The sequence below is a fragment of the Pseudomonas gessardii genome (assembly GCF_001983165.1).
GTDB lineage: Bacteria > Pseudomonadota > Gammaproteobacteria > Pseudomonadales > Pseudomonadaceae > Aquipseudomonas > Aquipseudomonas gessardii.
The window spans coordinates 163,730-187,576 of the sequence record NZ_MNPU01000004.1; the positions used below are offsets into that span (position 1 = coordinate 163,730).

19 protein-coding genes, 2 tRNA genes and 1 pseudogene are annotated in these 23,847 nt (G+C 61.8%); 5 read left to right on the top strand and 17 right to left on the bottom strand.

The window, feature by feature from the left end:
- Positions 1-158 precede the first annotated feature (158 nt).
- Together rlmB and rnr are read right to left on the bottom strand one after the other, a co-directional pair.
- Positions 159-914 carry a 23S rRNA (guanosine(2251)-2'-O)-methyltransferase RlmB gene (gene rlmB, locus BLL38_RS05145; protein WP_076961567.1) on the bottom strand — a complete coding sequence of 252 codons (756 nt, stop codon included), beginning with the start codon at positions 912-914 and terminating at the stop codon, positions 159-161.
- On the bottom strand, positions 911-3,541 hold the full coding sequence (gene rnr, locus BLL38_RS05150) for a ribonuclease R (protein ID WP_076961568.1): 2,631 nt from the start codon (positions 3,539-3,541) through the stop codon (positions 911-913). The genes rlmB and rnr overlap by 4 nt, the downstream gene beginning before the upstream one ends.
- Positions 3,542-3,765: 224 nt before the next feature.
- Here rnr and BLL38_RS05155 point away from each other — a divergent pair.
- The 4 genes from BLL38_RS05155 (at position 3,766) to BLL38_RS05170 (ending at position 6,849) form a co-directional block, all read left to right on the top strand.
- A tRNA-Leu gene (locus tag BLL38_RS05155) sits at positions 3,766-3,852 on the top strand.
- A gap of 179 nt (positions 3,853-4,031) precedes the next feature.
- Positions 4,032-4,118: transfer RNA gene (locus BLL38_RS05160), tRNA-Leu, on the top strand.
- Between the two features lie 143 nt (positions 4,119-4,261).
- A complete protein-coding gene (locus BLL38_RS05165) occupies positions 4,262-5,287 on the top strand; it encodes an extracellular solute-binding protein (RefSeq protein WP_076961569.1) in 1,026 nt (341 codons plus the stop codon).
- Positions 5,287-6,849: an ABC transporter permease gene (locus BLL38_RS05170; RefSeq protein WP_076961570.1), complete on the top strand. Its 1,563-nt coding sequence runs from the start codon at positions 5,287-5,289 to the stop codon at positions 6,847-6,849. The genes BLL38_RS05165 and BLL38_RS05170 overlap by 1 nt, the downstream gene beginning before the upstream one ends.
- A 90-nt stretch (positions 6,850-6,939) precedes the next feature.
- On the opposite strand, the gene BLL38_RS31795 is transcribed toward BLL38_RS05170, so the two are convergent.
- From BLL38_RS31795 to BLL38_RS05230, 13 genes and pseudogenes are all read right to left on the bottom strand, one after another.
- Positions 6,940-7,824, bottom strand: a complete 885-nt coding sequence (locus BLL38_RS31795) for a methyl-accepting chemotaxis protein (protein ID WP_423213043.1) — start codon at positions 7,822-7,824, stop codon at positions 6,940-6,942.
- Positions 7,825-7,845: 21 nt separating this feature from the next.
- Positions 7,846-8,901, bottom strand: a pseudogene (locus BLL38_RS31800) (methyl-accepting chemotaxis protein); the annotation flags it as partial.
- Positions 8,902-9,013: 112 nt separating this feature from the next.
- Entirely contained in the window at positions 9,014-10,303 is a 1,290-nt protein-coding gene (locus BLL38_RS05180; RefSeq protein WP_076961572.1) for an adenylosuccinate synthase, read from the bottom strand.
- A gap of 54 nt (positions 10,304-10,357) precedes the next feature.
- Positions 10,358-11,545, bottom strand: a complete 1,188-nt coding sequence (locus tag BLL38_RS05185) for an ATP phosphoribosyltransferase regulatory subunit (protein ID WP_076961573.1) — start codon at positions 11,543-11,545, stop codon at positions 10,358-10,360.
- 296 nt (positions 11,546-11,841) lie between these two features.
- Positions 11,842-12,708 carry a protease modulator HflC gene (gene hflC, locus BLL38_RS05190; RefSeq protein WP_010213607.1) on the bottom strand — a complete coding sequence of 289 codons (867 nt, stop codon included), beginning with the start codon at positions 12,706-12,708 and terminating at the stop codon, positions 11,842-11,844.
- Entirely contained in the window at positions 12,708-13,886 is a 1,179-nt protein-coding gene (gene hflK, locus BLL38_RS05195) for an FtsH protease activity modulator HflK (RefSeq protein ID WP_076961574.1), read from the bottom strand. The genes hflC and hflK overlap by 1 nt, the downstream gene beginning before the upstream one ends.
- Positions 13,887-13,982: 96 nt before the next feature.
- Positions 13,983-15,284 (bottom strand): ribosome rescue GTPase HflX, encoded by a 1,302-nt coding sequence (gene hflX / locus BLL38_RS05200; RefSeq protein WP_076961575.1) that lies wholly within the window; start codon positions 15,282-15,284, stop codon positions 13,983-13,985.
- Positions 15,285-15,296: 12 nt separating this feature from the next.
- A complete protein-coding gene (hfq, locus tag BLL38_RS05205) occupies positions 15,297-15,557 on the bottom strand; it encodes an RNA chaperone Hfq (RefSeq protein WP_010221594.1) in 261 nt (86 codons plus the stop codon).
- Positions 15,558-15,652: 95 nt separating this feature from the next.
- Positions 15,653-16,624, bottom strand: a complete 972-nt coding sequence (gene miaA, locus BLL38_RS05210; RefSeq protein WP_076961576.1) for a tRNA (adenosine(37)-N6)-dimethylallyltransferase MiaA — start codon at positions 16,622-16,624, stop codon at positions 15,653-15,655.
- Positions 16,624-18,522, bottom strand: a complete 1,899-nt coding sequence (gene mutL, locus BLL38_RS05215; protein WP_162493906.1) for a DNA mismatch repair endonuclease MutL — start codon at positions 18,520-18,522, stop codon at positions 16,624-16,626. Before mutL ends, miaA begins: the two co-directional genes overlap by 1 nt.
- Before the next feature lie 11 nt (positions 18,523-18,533).
- Complete coding sequence (locus BLL38_RS05220; RefSeq protein WP_076961625.1) at positions 18,534-19,958, bottom strand: N-acetylmuramoyl-L-alanine amidase; 1,425 nt, start codon at positions 19,956-19,958, stop codon at positions 18,534-18,536.
- 17 nt (positions 19,959-19,975) lie between these two features.
- The gene (tsaE, locus tag BLL38_RS05225; RefSeq protein WP_076961578.1) at positions 19,976-20,443 is read right to left on the bottom strand and encodes a tRNA (adenosine(37)-N6)-threonylcarbamoyltransferase complex ATPase subunit type 1 TsaE; all 468 of its coding nucleotides are present in this window, start codon (positions 20,441-20,443) and stop codon (positions 19,976-19,978) included.
- Positions 20,431-21,291, bottom strand: a complete 861-nt coding sequence (locus BLL38_RS05230) for an NAD(P)H-hydrate dehydratase (protein ID WP_076961579.1) — start codon at positions 21,289-21,291, stop codon at positions 20,431-20,433. Before BLL38_RS05230 ends, tsaE begins: the two co-directional genes overlap by 13 nt.
- A 63-nt stretch (positions 21,292-21,354) precedes the next feature.
- Here BLL38_RS05230 and queG point away from each other — a divergent pair, with 63 nt between their 5' ends.
- On the top strand, positions 21,355-22,419 hold the full coding sequence (gene queG / locus BLL38_RS05235; protein ID WP_076961580.1) for a tRNA epoxyqueuosine(34) reductase QueG: 1,065 nt from the start codon (positions 21,355-21,357) through the stop codon (positions 22,417-22,419).
- Here queG and BLL38_RS05240 read toward each other — a convergent pair.
- On the bottom strand, positions 22,416-23,030 hold the full coding sequence (locus BLL38_RS05240; RefSeq protein ID WP_169863991.1) for a trimeric intracellular cation channel family protein: 615 nt from the start codon (positions 23,028-23,030) through the stop codon (positions 22,416-22,418). The two genes, queG and BLL38_RS05240, sit on opposite strands and share 4 nt — an antisense overlap.
- Positions 23,031-23,294: 264 nt before the next feature.
- On the bottom strand, positions 23,295-23,837 hold the full coding sequence (gene orn / locus BLL38_RS05245; protein ID WP_076961582.1) for an oligoribonuclease: 543 nt from the start codon (positions 23,835-23,837) through the stop codon (positions 23,295-23,297).
- Positions 23,838-23,847: the final 10 nt, after the last annotated feature.

Below are 23,847 nucleotides of genomic sequence, written 5' to 3' on the forward strand. Positions count from 1 at the left end.
ATTTGACCAAAAACCAATGTGGGAACAGGCTTGTGTAGGAGCTGGCTTGCCTGCGATGCAGACACCTCGGTACATCAGTTGTATTGAGGTGATGCTATCGCAGGCAAGCCAGCTCCCACACAAGCCCGCTCCCACATTTGGACCTGCGCCAGACCTGATTACTTCTTGGTCTTGGCCTTGGCACCGCGCTGGCGCTGGGCCTCGAACAGGCACACACCGGTCGCCACGGATACGTTGAGGCTGCTGACGCTACCGGCCATCGGCAAATGCACCAGGTAGTCGCAATGCTCACGGGTCAGGCGACGCATGCCCTTGCCTTCGGCACCCATGATCAGGATGGTCGGGCCAGTGAGGTCCTGGTCATAGATGCTGACCTCGGCCTCCCCCGCCGCGCCCACGACCCACAAGCCGCGCTGCTGGAGTTTCTCCAGGGTACGCGCCAGGTTGGTCACGGCCACCAGCGGAATCACTTCCGCCGCGCCGCAGGCGACTTTACGCACAACCGGCGTCAACGTGGCCGACTTGTCTTTGGGCACGATCACCGCCAGCGCACCGGCGGCATCCGCCGAACGCAGGCAGGCGCCGAGGTTGTGCGGGTCGGTCACGCCGTCCAGCACCAGCAACAGCGGCGCACCTTCGGTGCGGTCGAGCAGCTCGTCGAGCATGGCCTCGCCCCAGACCTGGCTCGGGCTCACGTCCGCGACCACGCCCTGGTGCACGCCTTCGACCCACACGTCCATTTCGCGACGCTCGGCCTGGCCGATGGCAACCTTGTTCTGGTTGGCCAGCTCCACCAGCGCCTGAACGCGTGGCTCACTGCGGCCTTCGGCCAGCCACACCTGCTTGACGCGCTTGGGATGGTGACGCAGCAACGCTTCTACGGCATGTACGCCGTAGATTTTTTCCAGACTCATGACTTGGCCTTAGGTTTGCGCGACCCGCCGCTCTTGGCAGGGGCCGAACCCGCTTTGGGCGGGCCTTTACGGTGTTTACTCGGTTTGCTCGACGGCTTGTCGGCGGCCTGGGACTTTCCCCCAGACGCCGCTTTACCACCGCTTTTGGCTTCGTTGAGCAACTGCTGCTTCAACTCGCGGCTCTTGCGCAGCTCGGCGTTTTTCGCCGCCGCATCACTGGGGCGGTAGGCGTCGCTGACCTTTTCCTTGGTCGACGAGCGACGAGCAGGCTTGGCTGCTGGCTCGGCGGCAGCGGCAGCTTTCGCCGGAGCACCTTTCTTCGCCGGCGCTGCTGTTTCGGCACCGCGCTTTTTACGGCCAATCGGCGCTTCGAGGGTTTTTTCGGCCATCTCGAAGTCGATCTTGCGCTCGTCGAGGTCGACGCGCATGACCCGCACTTCCACGGTATCGCCCAAACGGAAGCTGCGACCGGTGCGCTCGCCCGCCAGGCGGTGATGCACAGGGTCGAAGTGGTAGTAGTCACCCGGCAAGGCGGTGACGTGCACCAGGCCTTCGACGTAGATATCGGTCAACTCGACGAACAGACCAAAGCCGGTCACGGCAGTGATCACGCCCGGGAACGACTCGCCCACGCGGTCTTTCATGAACTCGCACTTGAGCCAGTTCACCACATCGCGGGTGGCTTCGTCGGCACGGCGCTCGCTCATGGAGCACTGCTCGCCCAACTGCTCCAGGGCCGCTTCGTCGTACGGGTAGATCCGTGCCTTCGGAATGCTCATGGCACCGGCGCGCTTGACGTGCGGGGTGTTCTGCTTGGAATGGATCACGCTGCGGATGGCGCGGTGCGTGAGCAGGTCCGGGTAACGGCGGATCGGCGAGGTGAAGTGGGTATACGCCTCGTAATTCAGGCCGAAGTGGCCCTGGTTGTCGGCGCTGTACACCGCCTGGCTGAGGGAGCGCAGCATCACGGTCTGGATCAGGTGGAAGTCTGGACGGTCCTTGATACTGGCCAGCAGTGCCTGGTAATCCTTGGGCGACGGGCCATCCTTGCCTTTGTGCAGGGACAGGCCAAGTTCGCCAAGGAAGGCGCGCAGTTTTTCCAGGCGCTCCGGCGGCGGACCATCGTGGACCCGGTACAACGCAGGAATCTCGTGCTTTTTCAGGAACTCGGCGGTGGCCACGTTGGCCGCCAGCATGCATTCCTCGATCAGCTTGTGCGCGTCATTACGGGTAGTCGGGGTGATTTCGGCGATTTTGCGCTCGGAACCGAAGATGATCCGGGTTTCCTGGGTTTCAAAATCGATCGCGCCACGCACATGACGTGCGCCCAGCAGCACCTTGTACAGCGAGTAGAGCTGCTTGAGGTGCGGCACGACGTCGGCATACTGGCTGCGCAAAGCCTTGGCTTCGCTGGTTTTTGGCGTTTCCAGGATGGTGCTGACCTTGTTGTAGGTCAGGCGCGCCTGGGAGTGGATCACCGCTTCATAGAACTGGTAGTCGGTCATTTCGCCGGTTTTCGAGATAGTCATCTCGCACACCATGGCCAAACGGTCGACTTTCGGGTTCAGGGAGCACAAGCCGTTGGACAACTGCTCAGGCAGCATCGGGATCACGCGCTCAGGGAAGTACACGGAGTTGCCGCGCACCTGGGCTTCGTTATCCAGGGCCGAACCGATCTTCACGTAGCTGGATACGTCGGCAATCGCGACAAACAACTTCCAGCCGCCGGAGAACAGGCGCAGCTTGCCGGGCTTGGCTTCGCAGTAGACCGCATCGTCGAAGTCGCGGGCATCTTCGCCGTCAATGGTGACGAACGGCAGATGGCGCAGGTCGATGCGTTTCTCTTTGTCTTTTTCTTCGACTTCCGGCTTGAGCTTGGCGGCTTCTTTGAGCACTGCCTCAGGCCAGACGTGAGGAATATCGTAGGTGCGCAGCGCAACGTCGATTTCCATGCCCGGCGCCATGTAGTTGCCGACCACTTCGACGATATCGCCCTGTGGCTGGAAGCGTGGGGTTGGCCAGTGGGTGATTTTCACCTCGACGAACTGACCGACCTTGGCAGCGCCATTGCGGCCCGGGGTCACCAGCACTTCCTGCTGGACCTTGGGGTTGTCCGGAATCACGAAGCCGATGCCGCCTTCTTCGAAGTAACGGCCGACGATGGACTCGTGGGCACGGGACACTACTTCGACGATCACGCCTTCGCGCCGACCGCGACGATCCAGGCCCGACACACGCGCCAGGGCACGGTCGCCATCGAACACCAGGCGCATTTGCGCCGGGCTCATGAACAGGTCATCGCTGCCATCATCAGGGATCAGGAAGCCGAAGCCGTCACGGTGACCGGCAATGCGGCCAAGGATCAGGTCGAGCTTGTCCACCGGTGCGTAAGTGCCGCGGCGGGTGTAGATCAACTGTGCATCGCGCTCCATGGCGCGCAGGCGGCGGCGCAGCGCTTCGAGTTGGTCTTCGGTGGTCAGACCGAATTCTTCAACCAGCTGCTCGCGGCTAGCAGGCGAACCCCGATCGGCGAGATGCGCCAGGATCAGTTCGCGGCTAGGAATAGGGTTTTCATATTTTTCCGCTTCACGAGCGGCCTCGGGATCGAGGGACTGCCAATCGGCCATTAGAGAGTTTTCACCTTGTCTATATGTGGGTTAGTTTGGCATACGCGTATTGAAACGGGAAATTTCCAGCAATAACTAGCCGGGAAATGCGTTTTATAGCCCCGCAAAACCACCTTGCGCGACCGCCCGCGAAATTTTCCAGGCTTTTTTGATGACGGGGGTTTACAGCTCAAAAGTCACTCCGTATAGTGCGCGCCATCGACGACGGCAACGTTGAAGATACTGCCCAGATGGTGAAATTGGTAGACACGCCAGCTTCAGGTGCTGGTGACCGCAAGGTCGTGGAAGTTCGAGTCTTCTTCTGGGCACCAATTCAAAACTTGAGGTTTGCGCCTTGAGTCTCACAAAAACCCGCGAAAGCGGGTTTTTGCGTTACAGGCCTTTGATTCTTAACCGAAAAATTGATTTATAAAATCAAATCAGGGGTTTACAGATCAAAAAGCCCGCCGTATAGTTCGCCCCATCAACAGCGGCAACGTTGCTTGATAATGCCCAGGTGGTGAAATTGGTAGACACGCCAGCTTCAGGTGCTGGTGATCGCAAGGTCGTGGAAGTTCGAGTCTTCTCCTGGGCACCAAATTCAGATCAAACCCGCGAAAGCGGGTTTTTTCGTTTCTGGGGTTTAAAAACTCCCACTGCATTGCTCCCCTGTCCGCACTTGAGAAGTTTTATCGTTTATCCTTGCAATGATTTGTTGCACTCAAGTGAGGAAAACCCCGGATGATGATCCGCGATACCCGTCTCAAGACATCCCTTCTGCGTGGCCTGACCATCACTCTGCTCGGCCTGACCCTGCTCTCTCCCGCCGCCTACGCCGCCGACAAGTTTGAACTGACCCTGTACAACGGCCAGCACAAGGAAGTCGGCGACGAACTCGCCAAGGCCTTCGAAGCCAAGACCGGCATTCATGTGAATGTGCGCAAGGGCAGCAGCAACCAACTGGCCAGCCAGGTCGTCGAAGAGGGTGAGCGCTCCCCCGCCGACGTGATCTACACCGAAGAATCCCCACCGCTCAACAAGCTCGGCGAACAAGGCCTGCTGGCCACTATCGACGCCAGCACCCTGGATGTCTTGCCCAAGGAATACGTAGCTGCCAACGGCGCCTGGATGGGCGTGACCGCCCGCACGCGGGTCGTGGCCTTCAACCCGAAATTGATCAAGGAAGAAGAACTGCCCAAGTCGGTACTGGATTTCGCCAACCCCGAGTGGCAGGGCAAAGTGGGCTTCGTCCCCACCAGCGGCGCCTTCCAGGAACAGGCCGTGGCAATCATCAAATTGCATGGTCGCGATGCCGCCGAAGAATGGCTAACCGGGCTGCGCGCCTTCGGCAAGGTCTACAGCAACAACATGGTCGCCCTCAAGGCCGTGGAAAACGGCGAAGTGGCGACGGTGCTGGTGAACAACTACTACTGGTTTGCCCTGAAAAAGGAAAAAACCAACCTGGATTCGCAACTGCACTACTTCACCGATGGCGATGCCGGCGGCCTGATCACCGTATCGGCGGCGGCCGCCCTCAAATCCAGCAAGCACCCCCAAGAAGCCCAGCAATTGCTGGCATTCATGGCCAGCGAAGAAGGCCAGCGGGTGATCACCAACACCTCCGCCGAGTACCCGCTGCGCAAGGGCATGCAATCCAATCGCGGCCTCAAGCCGTTCAGCGAGCTGCAACCACCAAAAGTCACTCCCGCCGACCTGGGCAATGCCGAAGAAGCCCTGGAGCTGGAACGTGACGTTGGCTTGAACTGATGACCCCATCGCAATCCGCCGCCTTGCACGGGGGTTTTAGCCCCCGGCGCAAACGCCCGTCAATCTGGCTGCTGCTGCCGGTCTTGTTGCTGGTGGGCCTGAGCCTGCTGCCCTTGGTGTACGTGGGCCTCAAGGCCTGGCAAGCTGGCTGGGCCGAAGCGGTGCACCTGCTGTGGCGCCCGTATGTGTTCGGCCTGCTGCGCAACACGTTGGCCCTGATGGTCGGCGTGACCGTGGCCTGCGCAGTGATTGGCCTATCCCTGGCCTGGCTGCTGGAACGCAGCAACCTGCCGGGCCGGCGCATCTGGGGGGTGATCCTGTGCCTGCCGTTTGCCGTACCGGCGTTTGTCAGCAGCTTTACCTGGGTATCGCTGAGCGCCCAGTTTGAAGGCCTGGGCGGGGCAATCCTGGTGATGACCCTGTCCAAGTACCCCCTGGTGTTCCTGCCGGTGGCGGCGACCCTGCGCAACCTGGATCCGTCCCTGGAAGAGTCGGCCCGCACCCTGGGGCTCAATCGCTGGGGCGTGTTCTTTCGCATCACCCTGCCGCTGCTGTGGCCGTCGCTACTGGCCGGCGCGCTGTTGATCGCCTTGCATATGCTGGTGGAGTTCGGCGCCTTGTCGATCATTGGCCTGCAAACCTTTACTACGGCGATCTACCAACAGTTCGAGCTGGAGTTCAGCAATGCCAACGCGGCGATGCTGTCTGCGGTACTGCTGGTGATGTGCCTAACCCTGCTATGGCTGGAGTTGCGCGTGCGCGGCAAGGGCCGGCATGTGCGCACCGGGCAAGGCGCGGCGCGGCATGCCGAGCAGGTTCGACTGGGCAAATGGGCGCCATTGGGCCAGCTGTATTGCTTGATGCTGGCGATCATTGGCAGTGGCATTCCATTGGGGATGCTCGGTTACTGGCTGGCCGTGGGCTCTTCGGCGGCCTTCCCGGTAGCTGAAATCAGCGAGGCGCTGCTGTCCTCCCTGGCCCTGTCCCTGGGCGGCGCCGCACTCTGCCTGGCGCTGGCTGTGCCGGTGGGCCTTTTGGTGGTGCGCTACAAGGGCCAACTGGCACTGTGGGCCGAACGCCTGCCCTACCTGCTGCACGCCCTGCCCGGCCTGGTGATTGCCCTGACCCTGGTGTACTTCGCCCTGCATTATGTGCCGGCGCTGTATCAGACCTCGGCGCTGCTGTTGATCGCCTATGCATTGCTGTTCTTGCCCCTGGCCCAGGCGCCGATCCGTACCGCGCTGAACAAGGCCGCGCCGCAGCTGGAAGAGGCGGCGCGCACCCTGGGCGCATCGTCGTTCAGCGCGTTTTGCCGGGTGACCCTGCCGATTATCTTCCCGGCATTGGGGGCGGCGTTTGCCTTGGTGTTTCTCGATGCGATGAAGGAGCTGACCGCGACTTTGCTGCTCAGCCCGACGGGGCTTAATACCTTGGCCACGGCAGTGTGGGCGCACACCTCGAATGTGGAATTTGCGGCGGCGGCGCCTTATGCGGCGTTGTTGATTCTGGTGTCGGGGTTGCCGGTGTATCTGCTGACGACGCGGATGTATCTGAGTCGCTGAAATCGCTATCGCGGGCAAGCCCGCCCCCACACTGGAACGCGATCACCTGTGGGAGCGGGCTTGCCCGCGATAAGGCCCAAGCAGCCAACCTTAAGCCCGGAATTGCCCCAGGCTGGCCTTCAACTGCGCCGCCAACCCATCCAGTACCTTGCCGCTGGCCGTAGTCTCCAGCACCGCCTGCGCCGCCCGCTCGGCCTGAGCATGGATCACCTCGACCCGTCCCCGTACCGCGTGCGCACCCAGGGCCTGATGCTCGGCAGCCCGGGTCGCCAGGCCAATCGCCGTATGCACCTGCTCCACCGAGTCTTGCACCGTTTGTTGCAAACGCACACTTTCGCGCAGCACCAGCAGCCCCTCACTGGCCTGGCGGCCGGCCTTGCCGATGGTTTCCACCGCCTCACGCGCACCTTGCTGCAACGCCACGATATGCGCCTGGATATCGCCGGTGGAGCTTTGAGTCTTGCTGGCCAGCGCCCGCACTTCGTCCGCCACCACCGCAAAGCCCCGTCCGGTTTCACCGGCACGCGCGGCTTCGATGGCCGCATTCAGGGCCAGCAGGTTGGTTTGCTCGGCAATGCCGTGGATCACCGTCAGCACCACTTCAATCTGCTCACTTTGCTGGGCCAGGCGCTCGATCACCTTGGAGCCGGCCTGCACCTGCCCGGCCAGCGCCTCGATCAAACTGCCGACCTCAGCTGAAGTACGCGAATTCTCATCGGTGGCCTGGCGGATCTCCACCACCTGCTGCAACGCAGCCTGCATGGCCTGGCTTTCGGCCTGGGCCTCGTCGGCCATTTGCGACAGCGCCCGCAGGCTCTCGGCCACTTCATCGCGCTGCAAGCCCGCCGCCGCATCGGCACCGGCATTGCGCAAGGTCATCGCGCCGATTTCCACACCCGTACGCTGGGCCACATCGCCCGCCTCGCGCACGATGGGCTGCAACTTATCCACAAACCGATTGACCGCCGAAGCCATGGCGCCGATTTCATCCTGGCTGTTGATCTGCACACGCTTGGTCAGGTCACCCTCGCCAGCGGCCAAGTCATCCATGGCCGCGATCAGCAACTTCAGGCGATTGACCACCCGCCGCCCCAGCACCACGGCAATCAGCAACAGCACGCCCAGGCCCACCACCGCCAGGCCCAGGCCGATACGCCAGCGCAGGGCCTGCGCGGCCTCTTGCACGGCACTGGAGGTGTTAGCCGTCATTTCGGTGGCCGTGGCCTGCGCCGACTGCAGCCGTGCGCCCATGGCCGTCGCACTGTCCGCTGCCGCGCCCTTGAGGCTGTCGCCCACCAATTGCCCACCGCTGGCGATCAATGCGGCAAAGCGCTGGTCCAGGGCCGCCAGGTCCGCCTCAACCGCCGCGGTGGAAACCCCCATGAGCACCTTGCCGATCTCCACGCCATTGGGGCTGATGGAGGCTTCGACGTAGTACACCGACGGGTCGTTTTTCGCGGCATTCAACACCTTGTCCAGCGCACGGTCGCCTTCACCCTTTTCCAATAGCGCCTTGTTGATCGGGTTTTCCCGGTTCAGATAACGGGTCAGGTGCTGGCCAGTGGCATCGTCATACACCACAAACAGCACATTGGGGTTGCGCTGGGCACGCCGGGCAAACTCCGACAACGCTGGAACATCGCTGTCCCACATCGCGCGCGGGGCAACCGAGGCCAGTAACTGCGCCATGTCATTGGCGGAGTCCTTCAGGTCTTTTTCCAGGGTCTCACGCAGTTGCTGCTGCTCTTGCTTCAGGCGCGCAGAAAGGCCTGCGGTCAGGCGGTCACTGGTACTGGCCGACAGGCTGTCCAGGCCGGAGGTCACTTCCTTGCCGGCCTGGGTCAATTCGCCCGACAGCTTCTGGCTGTCCACGCCCAGGCGCTTGCCCAAATCGGCCTCCAGGGCCGTGACGGTGCTCCGGGTCAGAGCGACCGCCACCAGCACTTGCACCAAAAGAGCGATACCAAGGGTAACGAACACCGGCCGCAACAGCCGGCTTTGTAACAATGAGAGAACGGCAGACATCGGGAATCCCTCCACCACGGGTGCCATTAAATTGATAGCACCGCGAAAGAGAGAAATATAGCAAGGGTCGTGCCGTGCGCACCGCAGAAACGACAAAGGGCCCCCAATGGGGCCCTTTGCTTTTTACATCAACAGCTTATTAAGCGAACGGATGACGCAGAACGATGGTCTCGTTGCGGTCCGGGCCCGTCGAAATAATGTCGATCGGCGCGCCGATCAACTCTTCAACGCGCTTGATGTAGGCACGGGCGTTAGCTGGCAGTTCTTCCAGGGTTTTGGCACCCACGGTCGATTCGGTCCAGCCCGGCACTTCTTCGTACACAGGCTGCAGGCCCACGTAGCTGTCAGCGTCGGTCGGGGCAACCTCATTACCTTCTGCATCCTTGTAGCCGATGCAGATGTTGATGGTTTGCAGGCCGTCGAGTACGTCCAGCTTGGTCAGGCAGATGCCCGAGATGCTGTTCACATCGATAGCGCGACGCAGGATAACCGCGTCGAACCAGCCACAACGACGGGCACGCCCGGTAGTGGCGCCGAACTCATGGCCTTGCTTGGCCAGGTGCGCGCCGACATCGTCGAACAGTTCAGTCGGGAAAGGCCCCGAACCTACGCGCGTGGTGTAGGCCTTGGTGATGCCCAGGATGTAGTCCAGGAACATCGGGCCAACGCCCGAACCCGTCGCCACGCCACCAGCAGTGGTGTTGGAGCTGGTCACGTACGGGTAGGTGCCGTGGTCGATGTCCAGCAACGAACCCTGGGCGCCTTCAAACATGATGTCTTTACCGGCGCGACGCAGGTCGTGCAGCTCGGCCGTCACGTCGAGCATCAGCGGCTTGAGCAGTTCAGCGTACTCTTTGCACTCGGCCAGGGTCTTGTCGAATTCAATGGCTGGCTCTTTGTAGTAACCAACCAGCATGAAGTTGTGGTAATCCACCAGTTCACGCAGCTTGTCTTCAAAGCGCGGCATGTTGAGCAGGTCGCCCACACGCAGGCCACGACGTGCAACCTTGTCTTCGTAGGCCGGGCCGATGCCGCGACCGGTAGTACCGATCTTCAGCTCGCCACGGGCCTTTTCACGGGCCTGGTCCAGCGCAACGTGGAAGGACAGGATCAGCGGGCAGGACGGGCTGATACGCAGGCGCTCGCGCACCGGTACGCCTTTCTCTTCCAGCTTGGTGATCTCGCGCAGCAGGGCGTCAGGTGCAACCACCACGCCGTTGCCGATCAGGCACTGCACGCCTTCGCGCAGCACGCCCGACGGGATCAGGTGCAAGACGGTTTTTTCGCCATCGATGACCAGGGTGTGGCCAGCGTTGTGGCCACCTTGGTAGCGCACTACGGCGGCAGCATGTTCGGTCAGCAGATCAACGATCTTGCCTTTGCCCTCATCACCCCATTGGGTGCCCAGGACTACGACATTCTTACCCATAACACTTGTCCTCATTCGCGCAAACTTGGTGCCGGCGTTGGCCGGCAGGAAAACTCAAGAAGCCAGTGGCGATACTTGCCAAAGCCCGTTCTGCTGAATCAATTGCCGGTCGCAGTCCGCTTCACGGGCGGCGGCCAATGGCTGCCCAGGCAAGGCCTGGACGACACGCTGACCCTCACTGCGCAACTGGCAGACCTGCTGCCAGAGTGCCGCGTCCGTACTGTCTGGCATCCAGATACCGCCAGACGGTAGCTCGACTTCAGCACGCCCCAGGGTCACCAGGGTTTTCAAATCGGTAGAAAAGCCAGTCGCCGGACGGGCACGACCGAAGTCGGCGCCGATATCGTCATAACGACCGCCCTGGGCAATGGCTTGGCCAACGCCCGGAACAAACACGGCGAACACCACACCGGTGTGGTAGTGGTAGCCGCGCAACTCACCCAGGTCGAAATACAACGGCAGTTGCGGGAAGCGCGCCGACAACTGCTCGGCAATCGCCAGCACATCGTCCAGGGCCGCCAGCACCGGGGCCGGCGCGTTGGCCAGGCGCTCGCGGGCGGCGGTCAGCACTTCGCGACCACCACACAGGTCCACCAGCGCACGCAACATGCCGGCCAGGTCGGCTGGCACGCCTTCAGTCAGGGCGATCACTTCGTCGATGGCCTTGCGCTGCAGGGCATCGAACAACTGTTGCTCCACTTCGCCGGACAAACCGGCCGCACGGGCCAGGCCACGGTAGATACCGACATGCCCCAGGTCCATGTGCACATCCGGCACATCCGCCAGTTGCAGCATCGCCAGCATCAGGCTGATGACTTCAACGTCGCTGCTCGGGCTTGCATCGCCATACAACTCGGCGCCCAGCTGGATCGGGCTACGGGACGATGACAAGGCGCGCGGCTGCGCGTGCAGCACACTGCCGGCATAGCACAGGCGGCTCGGCCCTTCACGGCGCAGGGTATGCGCATCGATGCGCGCCACTTGCGGCGTAATATCGGCGCGAAAACCCATTTGCCGGCCCGATTGCGGGTCGATGACCTTGAAGGTGCGCAGATCCAGGTCCTGGCCCGCGCCGGTCAGCAGGGATTCCAGGTACTCGATATGGGGAGTCACGACAAACTCGTAACCCCAGCTCTGGAACAGATCCAACACCTGGCGGCGCGCGATTTCAATACGCGCCGCCTCTGGTGGCAGTACTTCTTCGATGCCATCTGGCAGCAGCCAGCGGTCTACCGTTGCCATTACGCCATTCCCCTATGACCCGGCCTGCCCTTGGGCGAGCCTTGAGTGAAGCAGAAAATACCCGGCCCCTGCATAAACCACGCGCAAGAGCGACGTGACGAATGACCTGTAAACGGCCTCGTCGGGCACTTTCCTCGAAAAACCTGTCACGCCTGCAGCGCACAACAACAATCAAACATGCAGACGCAAAAAAGCCGGGAATTTCCCGGCTGCCGCATCATACACCCGTTTTCCGAAAGGATCACCCCGCCGAGCGTTTTAGCCGCCCGACGGAGTGGTTCCAGACAGTCAGCGGGTTACTTGGACTTTTCCAGGTAGCGGAAGAAATCGCTACTTGGGTCCAGCACCATGACGTCGGTTTTGTTCGCAAAGCTTTCACGGTAGGCGCGCAGGCTACGGTAGAACGCGTAGAACTCCTGGTCCTGGCCATAAGCCTTGGCGTAGATCGCCGCGGCTTGAGCATCACCATCACCGCGGGCCTCTTCAGACTCACGATAGGCTTCTGCCAACAGTACGCGACGCTGACGGTCGGCATCCGCACGGATACCTTCAGCCAGTTCGTTACCCTTGGCACGGTGCTCACGCGCCTCACGCTCACGCTCGGTGCTCATGCGCTCGAACACGCTGCGGTTCACTTCCTTGGGCAGGTCGATAGCCTTGACCCGGACATCGACCACTTCGATACCCAGCTCTTTTTCTGCCATGGTGTTCAACGAACGGGTGATGTCAGCCATCAGCGCATCACGTTCACCGGATACCACCTCATGCAGGGTGCGCTTACCAAACTGGTCACGCAGGCCCGATTCCAGACGACGGGACAAACGCTCGTCGGCAATCTGCTTGAGGCCGGAAGTCGCGGTGTAGAAGCGCTCGGCATCCTTGACGCGCCACTTGGCGTAGGCGTCAACCATCACGGCTTTCTTTTCCAGGGTCAGGAAACGCTGTGTCGGTGCATCCAGGGTCATCAGGCGGGCGTCGAACTTGCGCACCTGGTTGACGTAGGGGACTTTCACATGCAGGCCCGGCTGGACATCCGCCTGGACCACACGCCCGAATTGCAGCAACACCGCACGCTCGGTCTGAGCCACGATGTAGAAGCAGTTCCAGGCAGCGATGACCACGACGACACCCACAATCAGGGCGGTCAGCGATTTATTGCTCATCAACGACTCTCCCTGGAACGTGTTTGCTGTTGCTGCAAGTCAGCGGCCGCACGGGCGCTCGCTTCGTTGGCAGCGGCAGTCGAACTGGCGGAAGACGAAGTACTGCCGGCACTACGACCACCTTCGATCATCTTGTCCAGCGGCAGGTACAGCAGGTTGTTCTGCCCACCCTTGTTGCCGGTCACGAGAACCTTGCTGGTGTTGCTGAAGACTTCCTGCATGGTGTCCAGATACAGACGCTCGCGGGTGACTTCCGGTGCCTTGCGGTACTCGGCCACCAGCTTGGTGAAGCGGTCGGCCTCACCCTTGGCGCGGGACACGACTTCGTCGCGGTAACCGTTGGCATCTTCAAGGATGCGCTGGGCCTGACCACGGGCTTCCGGCACGACGCCGTTGGCGTAGGTTTCAGCCTGGTTGCGCGAACGCTGTTCGTCTTCACGGGCGCGGATCACGTCATCGAAGGCTTCCTGCACTTCACGCGGTGCCGCTGCGCTCTGTACGTTGACCTGGGTCACGGTGATACCGGTGCGATAGGTATCGAGGAACCGTTGCAGGCGCTCCTTGATCTCGCTGGCCATCAGTTCACGGCCTTCGGTCAGCACCTGGTCCATCGCGGTGGAACCCACTACGTGGCGCAGGGCGCTTTCGGTCGCATGCTGCAAGCTGACTTCCGGCTGGTCGACGTTAAGCACGAAGTCCTGCAGGTTGCTGATCTTGTACTGCACGGTCAGCGGAACTTCGACGATGTTCTCGTCTTCGGTCAGCATCTGGCCCTGCTTGGTGTAGGCACGCTCACGCGTGACGTTCTCCATGTACTTCTTGTCGATCGGCGGGAAGTAGATATTCAGGCCGGGGCCGACAGTCTCGTAGTACTTGCCGAAGCGCAGCACCACGGCTTGCTCCTGCTCGTCCACCACATAGACCGCGCTGTACAGCCAGACAGCCGCCAGCGCCACGAGGCCCAGGCCCAGCAGGCCGTAGCCGCCACCCTTGCTCGTGCGGCCGCCGTCGTCACCACCACGTTTTTTTCCACCACCGAACAACCCATTCAGGCTTTCCTGCAGCTTTCGGAAGGCCTCGTCGAGATCTGGTGGCCCCTTGCGGTCGCCATTATTGCGGCGTTTACCACCCCAAGGATCCTGATTATTCGAGTTGCCACCCGGCTCATTCCAAGCCATAGCGCTCTCCATCTGATAAAGCAAAGACGCACCCACGGCGCGCCGACCAATGCTACAGAATGCCTGCCACAGCGGCACAACCGCTTTCTCAGGCTTTTATTGCAAAGTGTGTTGTTCGAGGAACTCCATCGGCACAACGCCCTCACGACTCACCAGCCGATTGAGCTCCGAACGGGGCAAACGAACCGCCAGCAGGCTGACACCTTCTTCGTCGTGTTCTTCTTTCTGTACCGCGCCCAGCTCAAAGAACTGAGCACGCAGTCGAGCAAAACGCTGCGGCAAGCGCAAGGTGCCGACGAACAAATCGCCACCGAGCAACTCGGCAATCGCCTGCTCAAGCAGTTCCAGGCCGCTACCGTCCCGCGCCGACAGCCAGACCCGCTGGGGCCTGCCGTTCTCGTCGCGCTGGATTTGCGGCTCGACGCCTTCAAGCAAATCGAGTTTGTTATAGACCTCGAGGATCGGCAAGTCCTGGGCACCAATCTCACCCAGTACGACCATGACCTGCTCGATCTGCAACATCCGGTCAGGCTCGGCCGCATCGATGACGTGCAGCAGCAGGTCGGAGTTGCTCGACTCTTCCAGCGTAGACCGGAATGCCTCGACCAGCTTGTGCGGCAAGTGGCGGATAAAGCCCACGGTATCGGCCAGCACAATCGGCCCCAGGTCGTCGAGTTCCAGACGGCGCAAGGTCGGGTCAAGGGTGGCAAACAGCTGGTCCGCCGCGTACACGTCCGACTGCGTCACGTTGTTGAACAACGTGGATTTGCCGGCGTTGGTATAGCCCACCAGGGACACGGTAGGGATATCTGCACGCGAACGGCCACGTCGCGATTGCTCGCGCTGGCTGCGTACTTTTTCCAGGCGGCCCTTGATCTGGCGCAGGCGCACCCGCAACAGGCGCCGGTCGGTTTCAAGCTGGGTTTCACCCGGGCCACGCATGCCGATACCGCCACCCTGGCGTTCAAGGTGCGTCCAGCCGCGAACCAGGCGGGTGCTCATGTGGTCAAGCTGGGCCAGTTCGACCTGGAGCTTGCCTTCATGGGTACGGGCGCGCTGGGCGAAAATATCGAGAATCAGACCGGTGCGGTCAATCACGCGACACTCGAAGACTCGTTCGAGGTTACGTTCCTGACTGGGCGTGAGGATGTGATTGAAGATCACCAGATCGGCTTCTTCGGCATGGACCAGGTCGCGTAGCTCCTCGACCTTGCCGCTGCCAATCAGAAATTTGGCGGTTGGCCGATGACGCGGCACGTTAAAAAACGCGACGGTCTCGGCGCCGGCCGAATTTGCCAGCTCCTGAAACTCCTGCGGATCTTCGCGCGCCTCAGGGTCCTGTCCATCCAAGTGAACGAGGATCACTCGCTCACCACCACCGTGGCGCTCAAAGAACAAAGGAGACTCCTATCAGGCGTTACCTGGCTCAGCGTCACCCTGTTCGGATTCGGTTGCGCTAGGCAGACGAATTGGACGAACCGGCACTACTGTCGAGATAGCGTGCTTGTAGACCATCTGGCTGACGGTGTTTTTCAGCAGGATGACGAACTGGTCGAAAGACTCGATCGTACCTTGCAGCTTGATGCCGTTGACCAGATAGATGGAAACCCCAACTTTCTCTTTACGTAAAGTATTCAAGTAAGGGTCTTGTAGCGAATGCCCTTTTGACATGTGCCGCACTCCTTTAAGGATCAATAATAAAAAATCGGAAAAATAAATAGTTTGTAACCGTCACACCCCCAAGGATAGACGGCAATTGCAAGGACTCAGCTCAATATGGAGACCGTTCCCAAGTATTTCAAGGCGCGTGACAGATTGTCGCAATCCAGACTGTCCAGCCAATGCAAGTCAGTCCAGCTGCGCAGCCAAGTGAACTGGCGCTTCGCCAATTGGCGCGTGGCAATAATGCCGCGCTCCTGCATTTCGGCTGACGTCAGCTTGCCATCCAGATGATCCCAGACTTGGCGATAGCCTACAGCACGTATCGAAGGCAATCCCGGATGCAGATCACCTCTTGAACGCAGTGCTACGACCTCCTCTACGAACCCCTGTTCCAACATAATTGTGAATCTTTGTGCAATTCGTTCATGCAACACCTGGCGATTCGCCGGAGCGATGGCCAGATTGGCGACAGTATAGGGCAATTGTCCCGATCCAGAGGTGCCTGCATCAGTACTTTGCGCAGATTGTCTGAGGCGATGGGCCGTCATCGTCTGGCCACTCACCCGCCAGACTTCCAGGGCCCGGCTCAGGCGCTGGGGGTCGTTGGGGTGAATACGTGCGGCAGACACCGGGTCAATTGCCGCCAACTGCTCGTGCAGAGCCTGCCAGCCAAGGCGCGCAGCCTCTTCTTCGATCTCGGCGCGCACCTGTGGATCGGCCGGCGGCATATCTGCCAGGCCGTCCTGCAACGCCTTGTAATAGAGCATCGTGCCGCCCACCAGCAGCGGGATCTTGCCCCGTGCGGTGATCTGCGCCATGGCGGCGAGGGCATCGGTACGGAAATCCGCCGCCGAGTAGCTTTGCGACGGATCGATAATGTCGATCAGACGATGGGGGTGGGCGGCCAACAGTTCTTTGGACGGCTTGGCCGTGCCAATGTCCATGCCCCGATAAACCAGGGCCGAATCGACGCTGATCAGCTCACAGGGCAAGACCTTGGTCAGCTCGATTGCCAGGTCGGTCTTGCCGGCGGCCGTCGGGCCCATCAGGAAGATGGCGGGAGGTAGGGCGCTCATCAGCGGCCGCGCAGGAATAGTTTGTCCAGATCATCCAGGCCCATCTGGGTCCAGGTCGGTCGGCCATGGTTGCACTGGCCACTGCGCTCGGTGTTTTCCATGTCCCGCAGCAGGCCGTTCATTTCCGGCAGGGCCAGGCGCCGGTTGGCGCGGATCGCGCCGTGGCAGGCCATGGTGCCGAGCAGTTCGTTGATATGCGCCTGGATCCGGTCACTGGTACCGTACTCCATCAGGTCCGCCAGCACGTCAGCCACCAGCCGGTTGGCCTCGGCCTGCTTGAGCAAGGCGGGAATCTGCCGGATGGCCAGGGTTTCCGGGCCCAGGCGCTGCAATTCAAAACCCAGTTTCTGGAACACCGCCAGGTGCTCCTCGGCGCAATCGGCTTCGCGCTGGCTCACCGCCAGGGACTCCGGCACCAGCAATGGCTGGCCGCTCAGGCCTTCGCTGGCCATGGCGATCTTCAGGCGCTCGTACATGATCCGCTCATGGGCCGCGTGCATGTCCACCAGCACCAGGCCATGGGCGTTTTCTGCGAGGATATAGATGCCCTTGAGCTGGGCCAGGGCATACCCCAGGGGCGGGATATCGCCGCCACCTTCCGGCAGCGCCACTGCACCCGGCTCGGCACCGGGCAGCGGCGCAAAGAATTCACGATAGGCCGCCTGGGCCTCGGCCACCGGCACCGCCGATTGCGGTCGCGGGGTGTATTGATACTGATAGCCCGCCCCCGCGCCGGAACCCGGCGCCGGGTAACTTGGCTGGGCTTGCGGCGATTGCAGCAGGTTGGCCGCCAGGCTCATTTCGCCCTGGGGCCCGAACTCGCCGGCCTCCGGCCCTGTAGGGCGGACGATGGCGGTGACAATCGGCGCCGCCAGTTGATCATCCGGGCGCACATCACCCAGGGCACGGTGCAAAGTGCCATAGAGGAAATCGTGGACCATGCGCCCATCACGGAAGCGCACCTCGTGCTTGGTCGGGTGCACGTTGACATCGACCACCGCCGGGTCCACTTCAAAGAACAGTACAAAGGTCGGATGCCGGCCATTGAACAGCACGTCGCGATAGGCCTGGCGCACCGCATGGGCCACCAGTTTGTCGCGCACTGCCCGGCCATTCACAAAGAAATACTGCAAGTCGGCCTGGCTGCGGGAGAATGTCGGCAAACCGACCCAGCCCCACAAATGCAGGCCGTTACGCTCGATTTCAATCGGCAGCGCCTGCTCCAGGAACCCCGCGCCACAGATCGCCGACACACGTCGGGCGCGGGCGGTATCGTCGTTGGCCTCGTGCAGGCTGAGGATGGTCTTGCCGTTGTGGCGCAGATGGAAAGCCACGTCGAAACGGGCCAGGGCCAGGCGCTTGATGACTTCTTGCAGGTGATCGAATTCGGTTTTTTCGGCCTTGAGGAATTTGCGCCGTGCCGGGGTATTGAAGAACAGGTCGCGCACTTCCACCGAGGTGCCCACCGGATGGGCCGCCGGCTGGACCCGAGGCGCCATGTCGCGGCCCTCGGTCTCGACCTGCCAGGCCTGTTCGGCGCCACGGGTGCGGGAAGTCAGGGTCAGGCGCGCCACGGAGCTGATCGACGCCAGCGCCTCACCGCGAAAGCCCAGGCTCATCACCCGCTCAAGGTCTTCCAGGTCACGGATCTTGCTGGTGGCATGGCGCGCCAGCGCCAGCGGCAGGTCATCGGAGGAAATCCCGCTGCCGTCGTCGCGCACCCGTAGCAGCTTGACCCCACCCTGCTCCACATCCACGTCAATGCGCCTGGCGCCGGAGTCGAGGCTGTTTTCCAGCAGTTCCTTGATCACCGAGGCCGGGCGCTCGACCACCTCGCCCGCCGCGATCTGGTTGGCCAGCCGCGGGCTGAGCAGTTCGATGCGCGAGGCGCTGTTCAATACCGATTCGCTCATTGCTGTGCTGCCAATTCAGTGCCGGGGATGGTCAACACCTGGCCGACTTTCAGTTCATCGGTCTTCAGGCTGTTGGCGCTGCGCAATGCAGCGGCCGACACCTGAAAGCGTACGGCCAGCATGGCCAGGGTGTCGCCAGGCTGCACCCGGTGATCACGCGGGCCCTGGGCGATCTTCCCGGAATCGCGCAGCCAGGCGATATAGGTGCCCGGTGGCGGGTTCTGCTGGAAGAACTGGCGCACGCCGGAACTGATGGAGCGCGCCAGCGCCTGCTGGTGGCTGGCGCTGGCCAGTTTGTTGGCTTCGTTGGCGTTGGAGATAAAGCCGGTTTCCACCAGGATCGACGGGATATCCGGCGACTTGAGCACCATAAACCCAGCCTGCTCCACCCGCTGCTTGTGCAGCGGCGTGACCCGGCCCATGTTGCTCAACACCTTCTGCCCGACGTTAAGGCTGGAGGTCAGCGAGGCGGTCATCGACAAGTCCAGCAATACACCGGCGAGCATGCGGTCTTTGTCGTCCAAAGACACGTTGCCGGCGCCGCCGATCAAGTCGGAACGGTTTTCGCTGTCGGCCAGCCAGCGCGCGGTCTCGGACGTGGCGCCGCGATCCGACAGGGCAAACACCGAGGCACCGAAGGCCGCCTTCGATGGCGCGGCGTCGGCGTGGATCGACACGAACAGGTCGGCGCCCTTCTTGCGCGCGATTTCAGTACGCCCACGCAATGGGATGAAGTAGTCGCCGGTACGGGTCAGTTCGGCACGATAGCCCTTCATCCCGTTGATCTGGCGCTGCAGCTCCCGGGCGATGGCCAGGACCACGTCTTTTTCGTGCTGGCCACGGGAGCCCGAAGCGCCCGGGTCTTCACCGCCGTGGCCGGCGTCGATCACGACGATGACGTCACGCTTGCCGGCCGGCGCTGGCGGCAGTGGTGGCAACTTGACCTGGGGCTGCGCAGGGTTGACCGGCACCGCCGGTGTGGTAGCAACGGCAGGGGTCGGCGCCGGGGCTGGCGCAGCGTCGGCCGGGTTGTCAAAGAGGTCGACCACCAGGCGGTTGCCATACTGGGCGTTCGGCGCGAGGGAAAAGCTCTTGGGCGTGACGACCTTCTTCAGGTCGATGACCACCCGCAGGTCGGTCGGCGTGCGCTGGGCCGAGCGCATGGCGGTAATCGGCGTGTTGGCGGTGGAGACCTTCAGGGGCGCGGCCAGGGTCGCACCGTTGATGTCGATCACCAGGCGATCAGGCGCCGTCAGGGTAAAGACACTGTGCTGGACCGGGCCAGACAGGTCGAACACCAGTCGCGTGTTATCCGGCGCTCGCCACAGGCGCACACTTTTTACCTGTGAAGCGGCCAGAGCATTGACAGTCATTGCCGCAAGCAACACCCCCACGACAGCAACCAACGCGCGAAAGCGCATACCTAACCCACCCATTATTAGAATTCCAAAGCCAAAGCGGCACACCAGGACTCACTGCGTGCGCTCTGGGACAACAATTTCAACTGACGTCCATGGTTATGCGGGGTAATGGTAATGGTCAGGTCGGGCTTTGGCAAAAAGCCTGTGCCCTTGTCCGGCCACTCGATCAGGCATAAGGCGTCGCCATCGAAGTAATCGCGGATGCCCATGTACTCCAATTCCTCGGGATCCACCAGGCGATACAGGTCGAAATGGAACGCCCGCACGTCACCGATCTCGTAAGGCTCTACCAGGGTGAACGTCGGACTTTTCACCGCGCCGACGTGCCCAAGCCCGCGAATGATGCCGCGTGACAGCGTGGTTTTGCCGGCGCCCAGGTCACCCTGCAGGAAAATCAGGCCCACGCCCTGGGTAATCTCCGCAATGCGTTTGCCAAAAACCACCATGGCCTCTTCATCCGCGATAAACAGCGTTACTTCAGACACGGTGACTGCTCCTCCAACAACTGACGAATGGCCGGAATCAGATCGCTGGCCGCCAAGCCGCGACCCAAGGCGCCCTGGCGCTCGCCCGCCATGGCGTGCAACCACACCGCCAGGCTGGCGGCCTCGAACGCCGGCATACCCTGGGCCAGCAGCGCGCCGAGCAAACCTGCGAGCACATCGCCCAGGCCCGCCGAGGCCATGGCCGGATGCCCCTGGTCACAACGCGCTACCCGCCCATCCGGGCTGGCAATCAAGCTCCCCGCGCCCTTGAGTACCGTGACGGCGTTGAATTTCTGGCTCAGCGCGCGCGCTACCTTAAGCCGGTCGGCCTGAACCGCGGCTGTCGAGATGCCCATCAGCCGCGCCGCCTCCCCCGGGTGCGGCGTGATCACGCAATCGGCCGGCAACGTGACATGGCCGGCGGCCAGCAGGTTCAGGGCGTCAGCATCCCAGACCTGGGGTTGCCGGGCATTGGCGGCCACCGACAGCAGGCTTTTGCCCCAGGCCATGTCGCCCAGGCCCGGGCCGATCACGATCACCGAGACTTTTTCCAACAAGCCCATCAACTGATTGGCCGAATGCACGCCCCGCGCCATGACTTCCGGCAAACGGGTCAAGGCGGCCGGCACATGTTCGCTGCGGGTCGCCAGGGACACCAGGCCAGCACCACTGCGCAGCGCACTTTCGGCACTCAGCAGCGCCGCGCCGCCAAAGCCATGGTCGCCGCCGATCACCAGTACATGACCAAACCGGCCCTTATGGGCCCCTGGAGAACGCGCAGCCAGTTGCGGCAAATAGCCGGGCAACAGGGGCTGAACGTCGGTTATTTCGTGTTTTGTCTGCGGCATGCGTCTTCAAGCTCCGATGTCTGGCAGAATTATACGCATCTAACCTGCGGTTTCTCTCGTCTCATGCCTGCTATTACCACCGATCTGCCCGCCCTCGCCCAATCGATCAAAGACTGGGGCCGCGAGCTGGGCTTTCAGCAAGTCGGCATCAGCGGCCTGGACCTGGCCGAGCATGAACAGCACCTGCAGCGCTGGCTCGACGCGGGCTATCACGGCGAGATGGACTACATGGGCGCCCATGGCAGCAAACGCTCGCACCCGGACGAACTGGTGCCCGGCACCTTGCGCGTGGTGTCCCTGCGCATGGATTACCTACCCGGCGACACGCACATGGCGCAACGGCTGGCCCAACCCGAAAAAGCCTACATCTCCCGTTATGCCCTGGGCCGCGACTACCACAAGCTGATCCGCAAGCGCGTGCAGCAACTGGCCGACCGCATCCAGGCGCAGATCGGCCCGTTTGGTTTCCGCGCCTTTGTCGACAGCGCCCCGGTGCTGGAAAAAGCCATCGCCGAACAGGCCGGTCTAGGCTGGATCGGCAAAAACACCCTGGTCCTCAACCGCAAGGCCGGCAGCTACTTCTTCCTCAGCGAGTTGTTTGTCGACCTGCCGCTGCCCGTCGACCCGCCCCACAGCACAGAACATTGCGGGCGCTGCACCGCCTGCCTGGACATCTGCCCGACCAATGCCTTCGTCGGGCCTTATGTACTGGATGCCCGGCGCTGCATTTCCTACCTGACCATCGAACTCAAGAGCGCGATCCCCGAGGATCTGCGACCGCTGATTGGCAACCGGGTGTTCGGCTGCGATGACTGTCAGATCGTTTGCCCGTGGAATCGTTTCGCCAGGCCTTCAGCCGAAAGCGATTTCAAACCGCGCCATAATCTGGATAACGCCGAACTGGCCGAGTTATTTATGTGGGATGAGGATAAATTCCTCAGCAGCACCGAAGGCTCGCCCCTGCGCCGCGCCGGCTATGAGCGCTGGCTGCGCAACCTGGCCGTGGGCCTGGGCAACGCGCCCTCCAGCATTCCAGTGCTGGAAGCCTTGAAGGCGCGGCGGGACTACCCCTCCGAACTGGTCCGCGAACATGTGGAATGGGCGCTGAACCAGCACGCAACACGCTAGTGTTCGTCGTTGTAGACGAACTTGGGCATTTCCCAATGAAAGCGGATCGCCAGCAGGCGCAATAGAAAGCCGCTGAACAGGGTGAGCAGGATCGCCTGCTCGCTGGGCAGTTCCAGATAGAGACACAGCATGTAGCACCAGGCGGCGAGGAACGACACACTGGCATACAGTTCGCGACGGAAGATCAGCGGGATATCGTTACAGAAGATATCCCGCAGGATCCCGCCAAACACCCCGGTGATCACCCCGCTGACCGAGGCCACCAGCATGCCGTGGCCCATTTCCAGGGCCGTCATGCAGCCGATCAGGGTGAAGGCCACCAGGCCTACGGCATCCAGCGCCAGGAACAGCGAGCGCAGATGGCGCATCAAGGGCGCGATAAAGATCGTGACCAATGCCGCGACAGAGGTCAGCACCAGGTATTCCGGGTGCTTGACCCAGGTCAGCGGGTAGTGGCCAAGCAACACATCGCGCACCGAACCGCCACCCAGCGCCGTCACGCAGGCGATCAACACCACGCCAAACCAATCCATGCCGCGCCGACCGGCGGACAGGGCGCCGGTCATGGCTTCGGCGGTGATGGCGATGAGGTAGAGCATCAACAGCATGATGGCGATCCTTGCAAAGAGGCGCGCAGTCTAATCATTTGGCGGGGGCACCAAAAGGGGGCGCTCGGCGAAAGACCGAGCATGCCCACACTTGGAATGCGATCAAATGTGTGGCTTGCCTACGATAGCGGTAGGTCAGTCGAGACATCCTTGCTTGATCCACCGCCATCGCGGGCAAGCCCGCTCCCACAGGGGATCTGGGCAGGGCCACACAGCAACTGTGGGAGCGGGCTTGCCCGCAATGGCACCGGCCCTGGCGCCACGAACTCAAGCCTTGATGAAATGCTTGCGGTAATGCTGCAACTCGGCAATCGACTCGCGGATATCATCCAGTGCCAGGTGGGTACTGCCCTTGTGGAAGCTGTCTTTAACCTCCGGTGCCCAGCGCGCGGCCAGTTCTTTCAAGGTCGACACATCCAGGTTGCGGTAGTGGAAGTAGCTTTCCAGCTCCTTCATATGGGTATAAAGGAAGCGGCGGTCCTGGCAGATACTGTTGCCACAGATCGGCGACTTGCCCTTGGGCACCCACTGCTCCAGGAAGGCAATCGTCTGGGCCTGCGCCTCGGCCATGCTGATGCGGCTGTCGCGCACGCGCTGGGTCAGGCCCGAGTTGCCGTGGGTGCGGGTGTTCCACTCGTCCATGGTGGCCAGCACCGCGTCGCTGTGGTGGATGGCGATCACCGGACCTTCGGCCAAGGTGTTGAGGTTGCTGTCGGTGACAATGGTCGCCATCTCGATGATGACGTCGGTGTCAGGGTTCAGACCGGTCATTTCCAGATCGATCCAAATCAGGTTCTGTGGGTTTTGCATGTCGTGGTTC

Excerpts from the sequence above, each read along its gene's own strand:
- rlmB (WP_076961567.1), bottom strand. The coding sequence starts at position 914 with ATGAGTCTGGAAAAAATCTACGGCGTACATGCCGTAGAAGCGTTGCTG.
- rnr (WP_076961568.1), bottom strand. The coding sequence starts at position 3,541 with ATGGCCGATTGGCAGTCCCTCGATCCCGAGGCCGCTCGTGAAGCGGAA.
- BLL38_RS05165 (WP_076961569.1), top strand. The coding sequence starts at position 4,262 with ATGATGATCCGCGATACCCGTCTCAAGACATCCCTTCTGCGTGGCCTG.
- BLL38_RS05170 (WP_076961570.1), top strand. The coding sequence starts at position 5,287 with ATGACCCCATCGCAATCCGCCGCCTTGCACGGGGGTTTTAGCCCCCGG.
- BLL38_RS31795 (WP_423213043.1), bottom strand. The coding sequence starts at position 7,824 with ATGGCTTCGGCGGTCAATCGGTTTGTGGATAAGTTGCAGCCCATCGTG.
- BLL38_RS05180 (WP_076961572.1), bottom strand. The coding sequence starts at position 10,303 with ATGGGTAAGAATGTCGTAGTCCTGGGCACCCAATGGGGTGATGAGGGC.
- BLL38_RS05185 (WP_076961573.1), bottom strand. The coding sequence starts at position 11,545 with ATGGCAACGGTAGACCGCTGGCTGCTGCCAGATGGCATCGAAGAAGTA.
- hflC (WP_010213607.1), bottom strand. The coding sequence starts at position 12,708 with ATGAGCAATAAATCGCTGACCGCCCTGATTGTGGGTGTCGTCGTGGTC.
- hflK (WP_076961574.1), bottom strand. The coding sequence starts at position 13,886 with ATGGCTTGGAATGAGCCGGGTGGCAACTCGAATAATCAGGATCCTTGG.
- hfq (WP_010221594.1), bottom strand. The coding sequence starts at position 15,557 with ATGTCAAAAGGGCATTCGCTACAAGACCCTTACTTGAATACTTTACGT.
- miaA (WP_076961576.1), bottom strand. The coding sequence starts at position 16,624 with ATGAGCGCCCTACCTCCCGCCATCTTCCTGATGGGCCCGACGGCCGCC.
- BLL38_RS05220 (WP_076961625.1), bottom strand. The coding sequence starts at position 19,958 with ATGCGCTTTCGCGCGTTGGTTGCTGTCGTGGGGGTGTTGCTTGCGGCA.
- BLL38_RS05230 (WP_076961579.1), bottom strand. The coding sequence starts at position 21,291 with ATGCCGCAGACAAAACACGAAATAACCGACGTTCAGCCCCTGTTGCCC.
- queG (WP_076961580.1), top strand. The coding sequence starts at position 21,355 with ATGCCTGCTATTACCACCGATCTGCCCGCCCTCGCCCAATCGATCAAA.
- orn (WP_076961582.1), bottom strand. The coding sequence starts at position 23,837 with ATGCAAAACCCACAGAACCTGATTTGGATCGATCTGGAAATGACCGGT.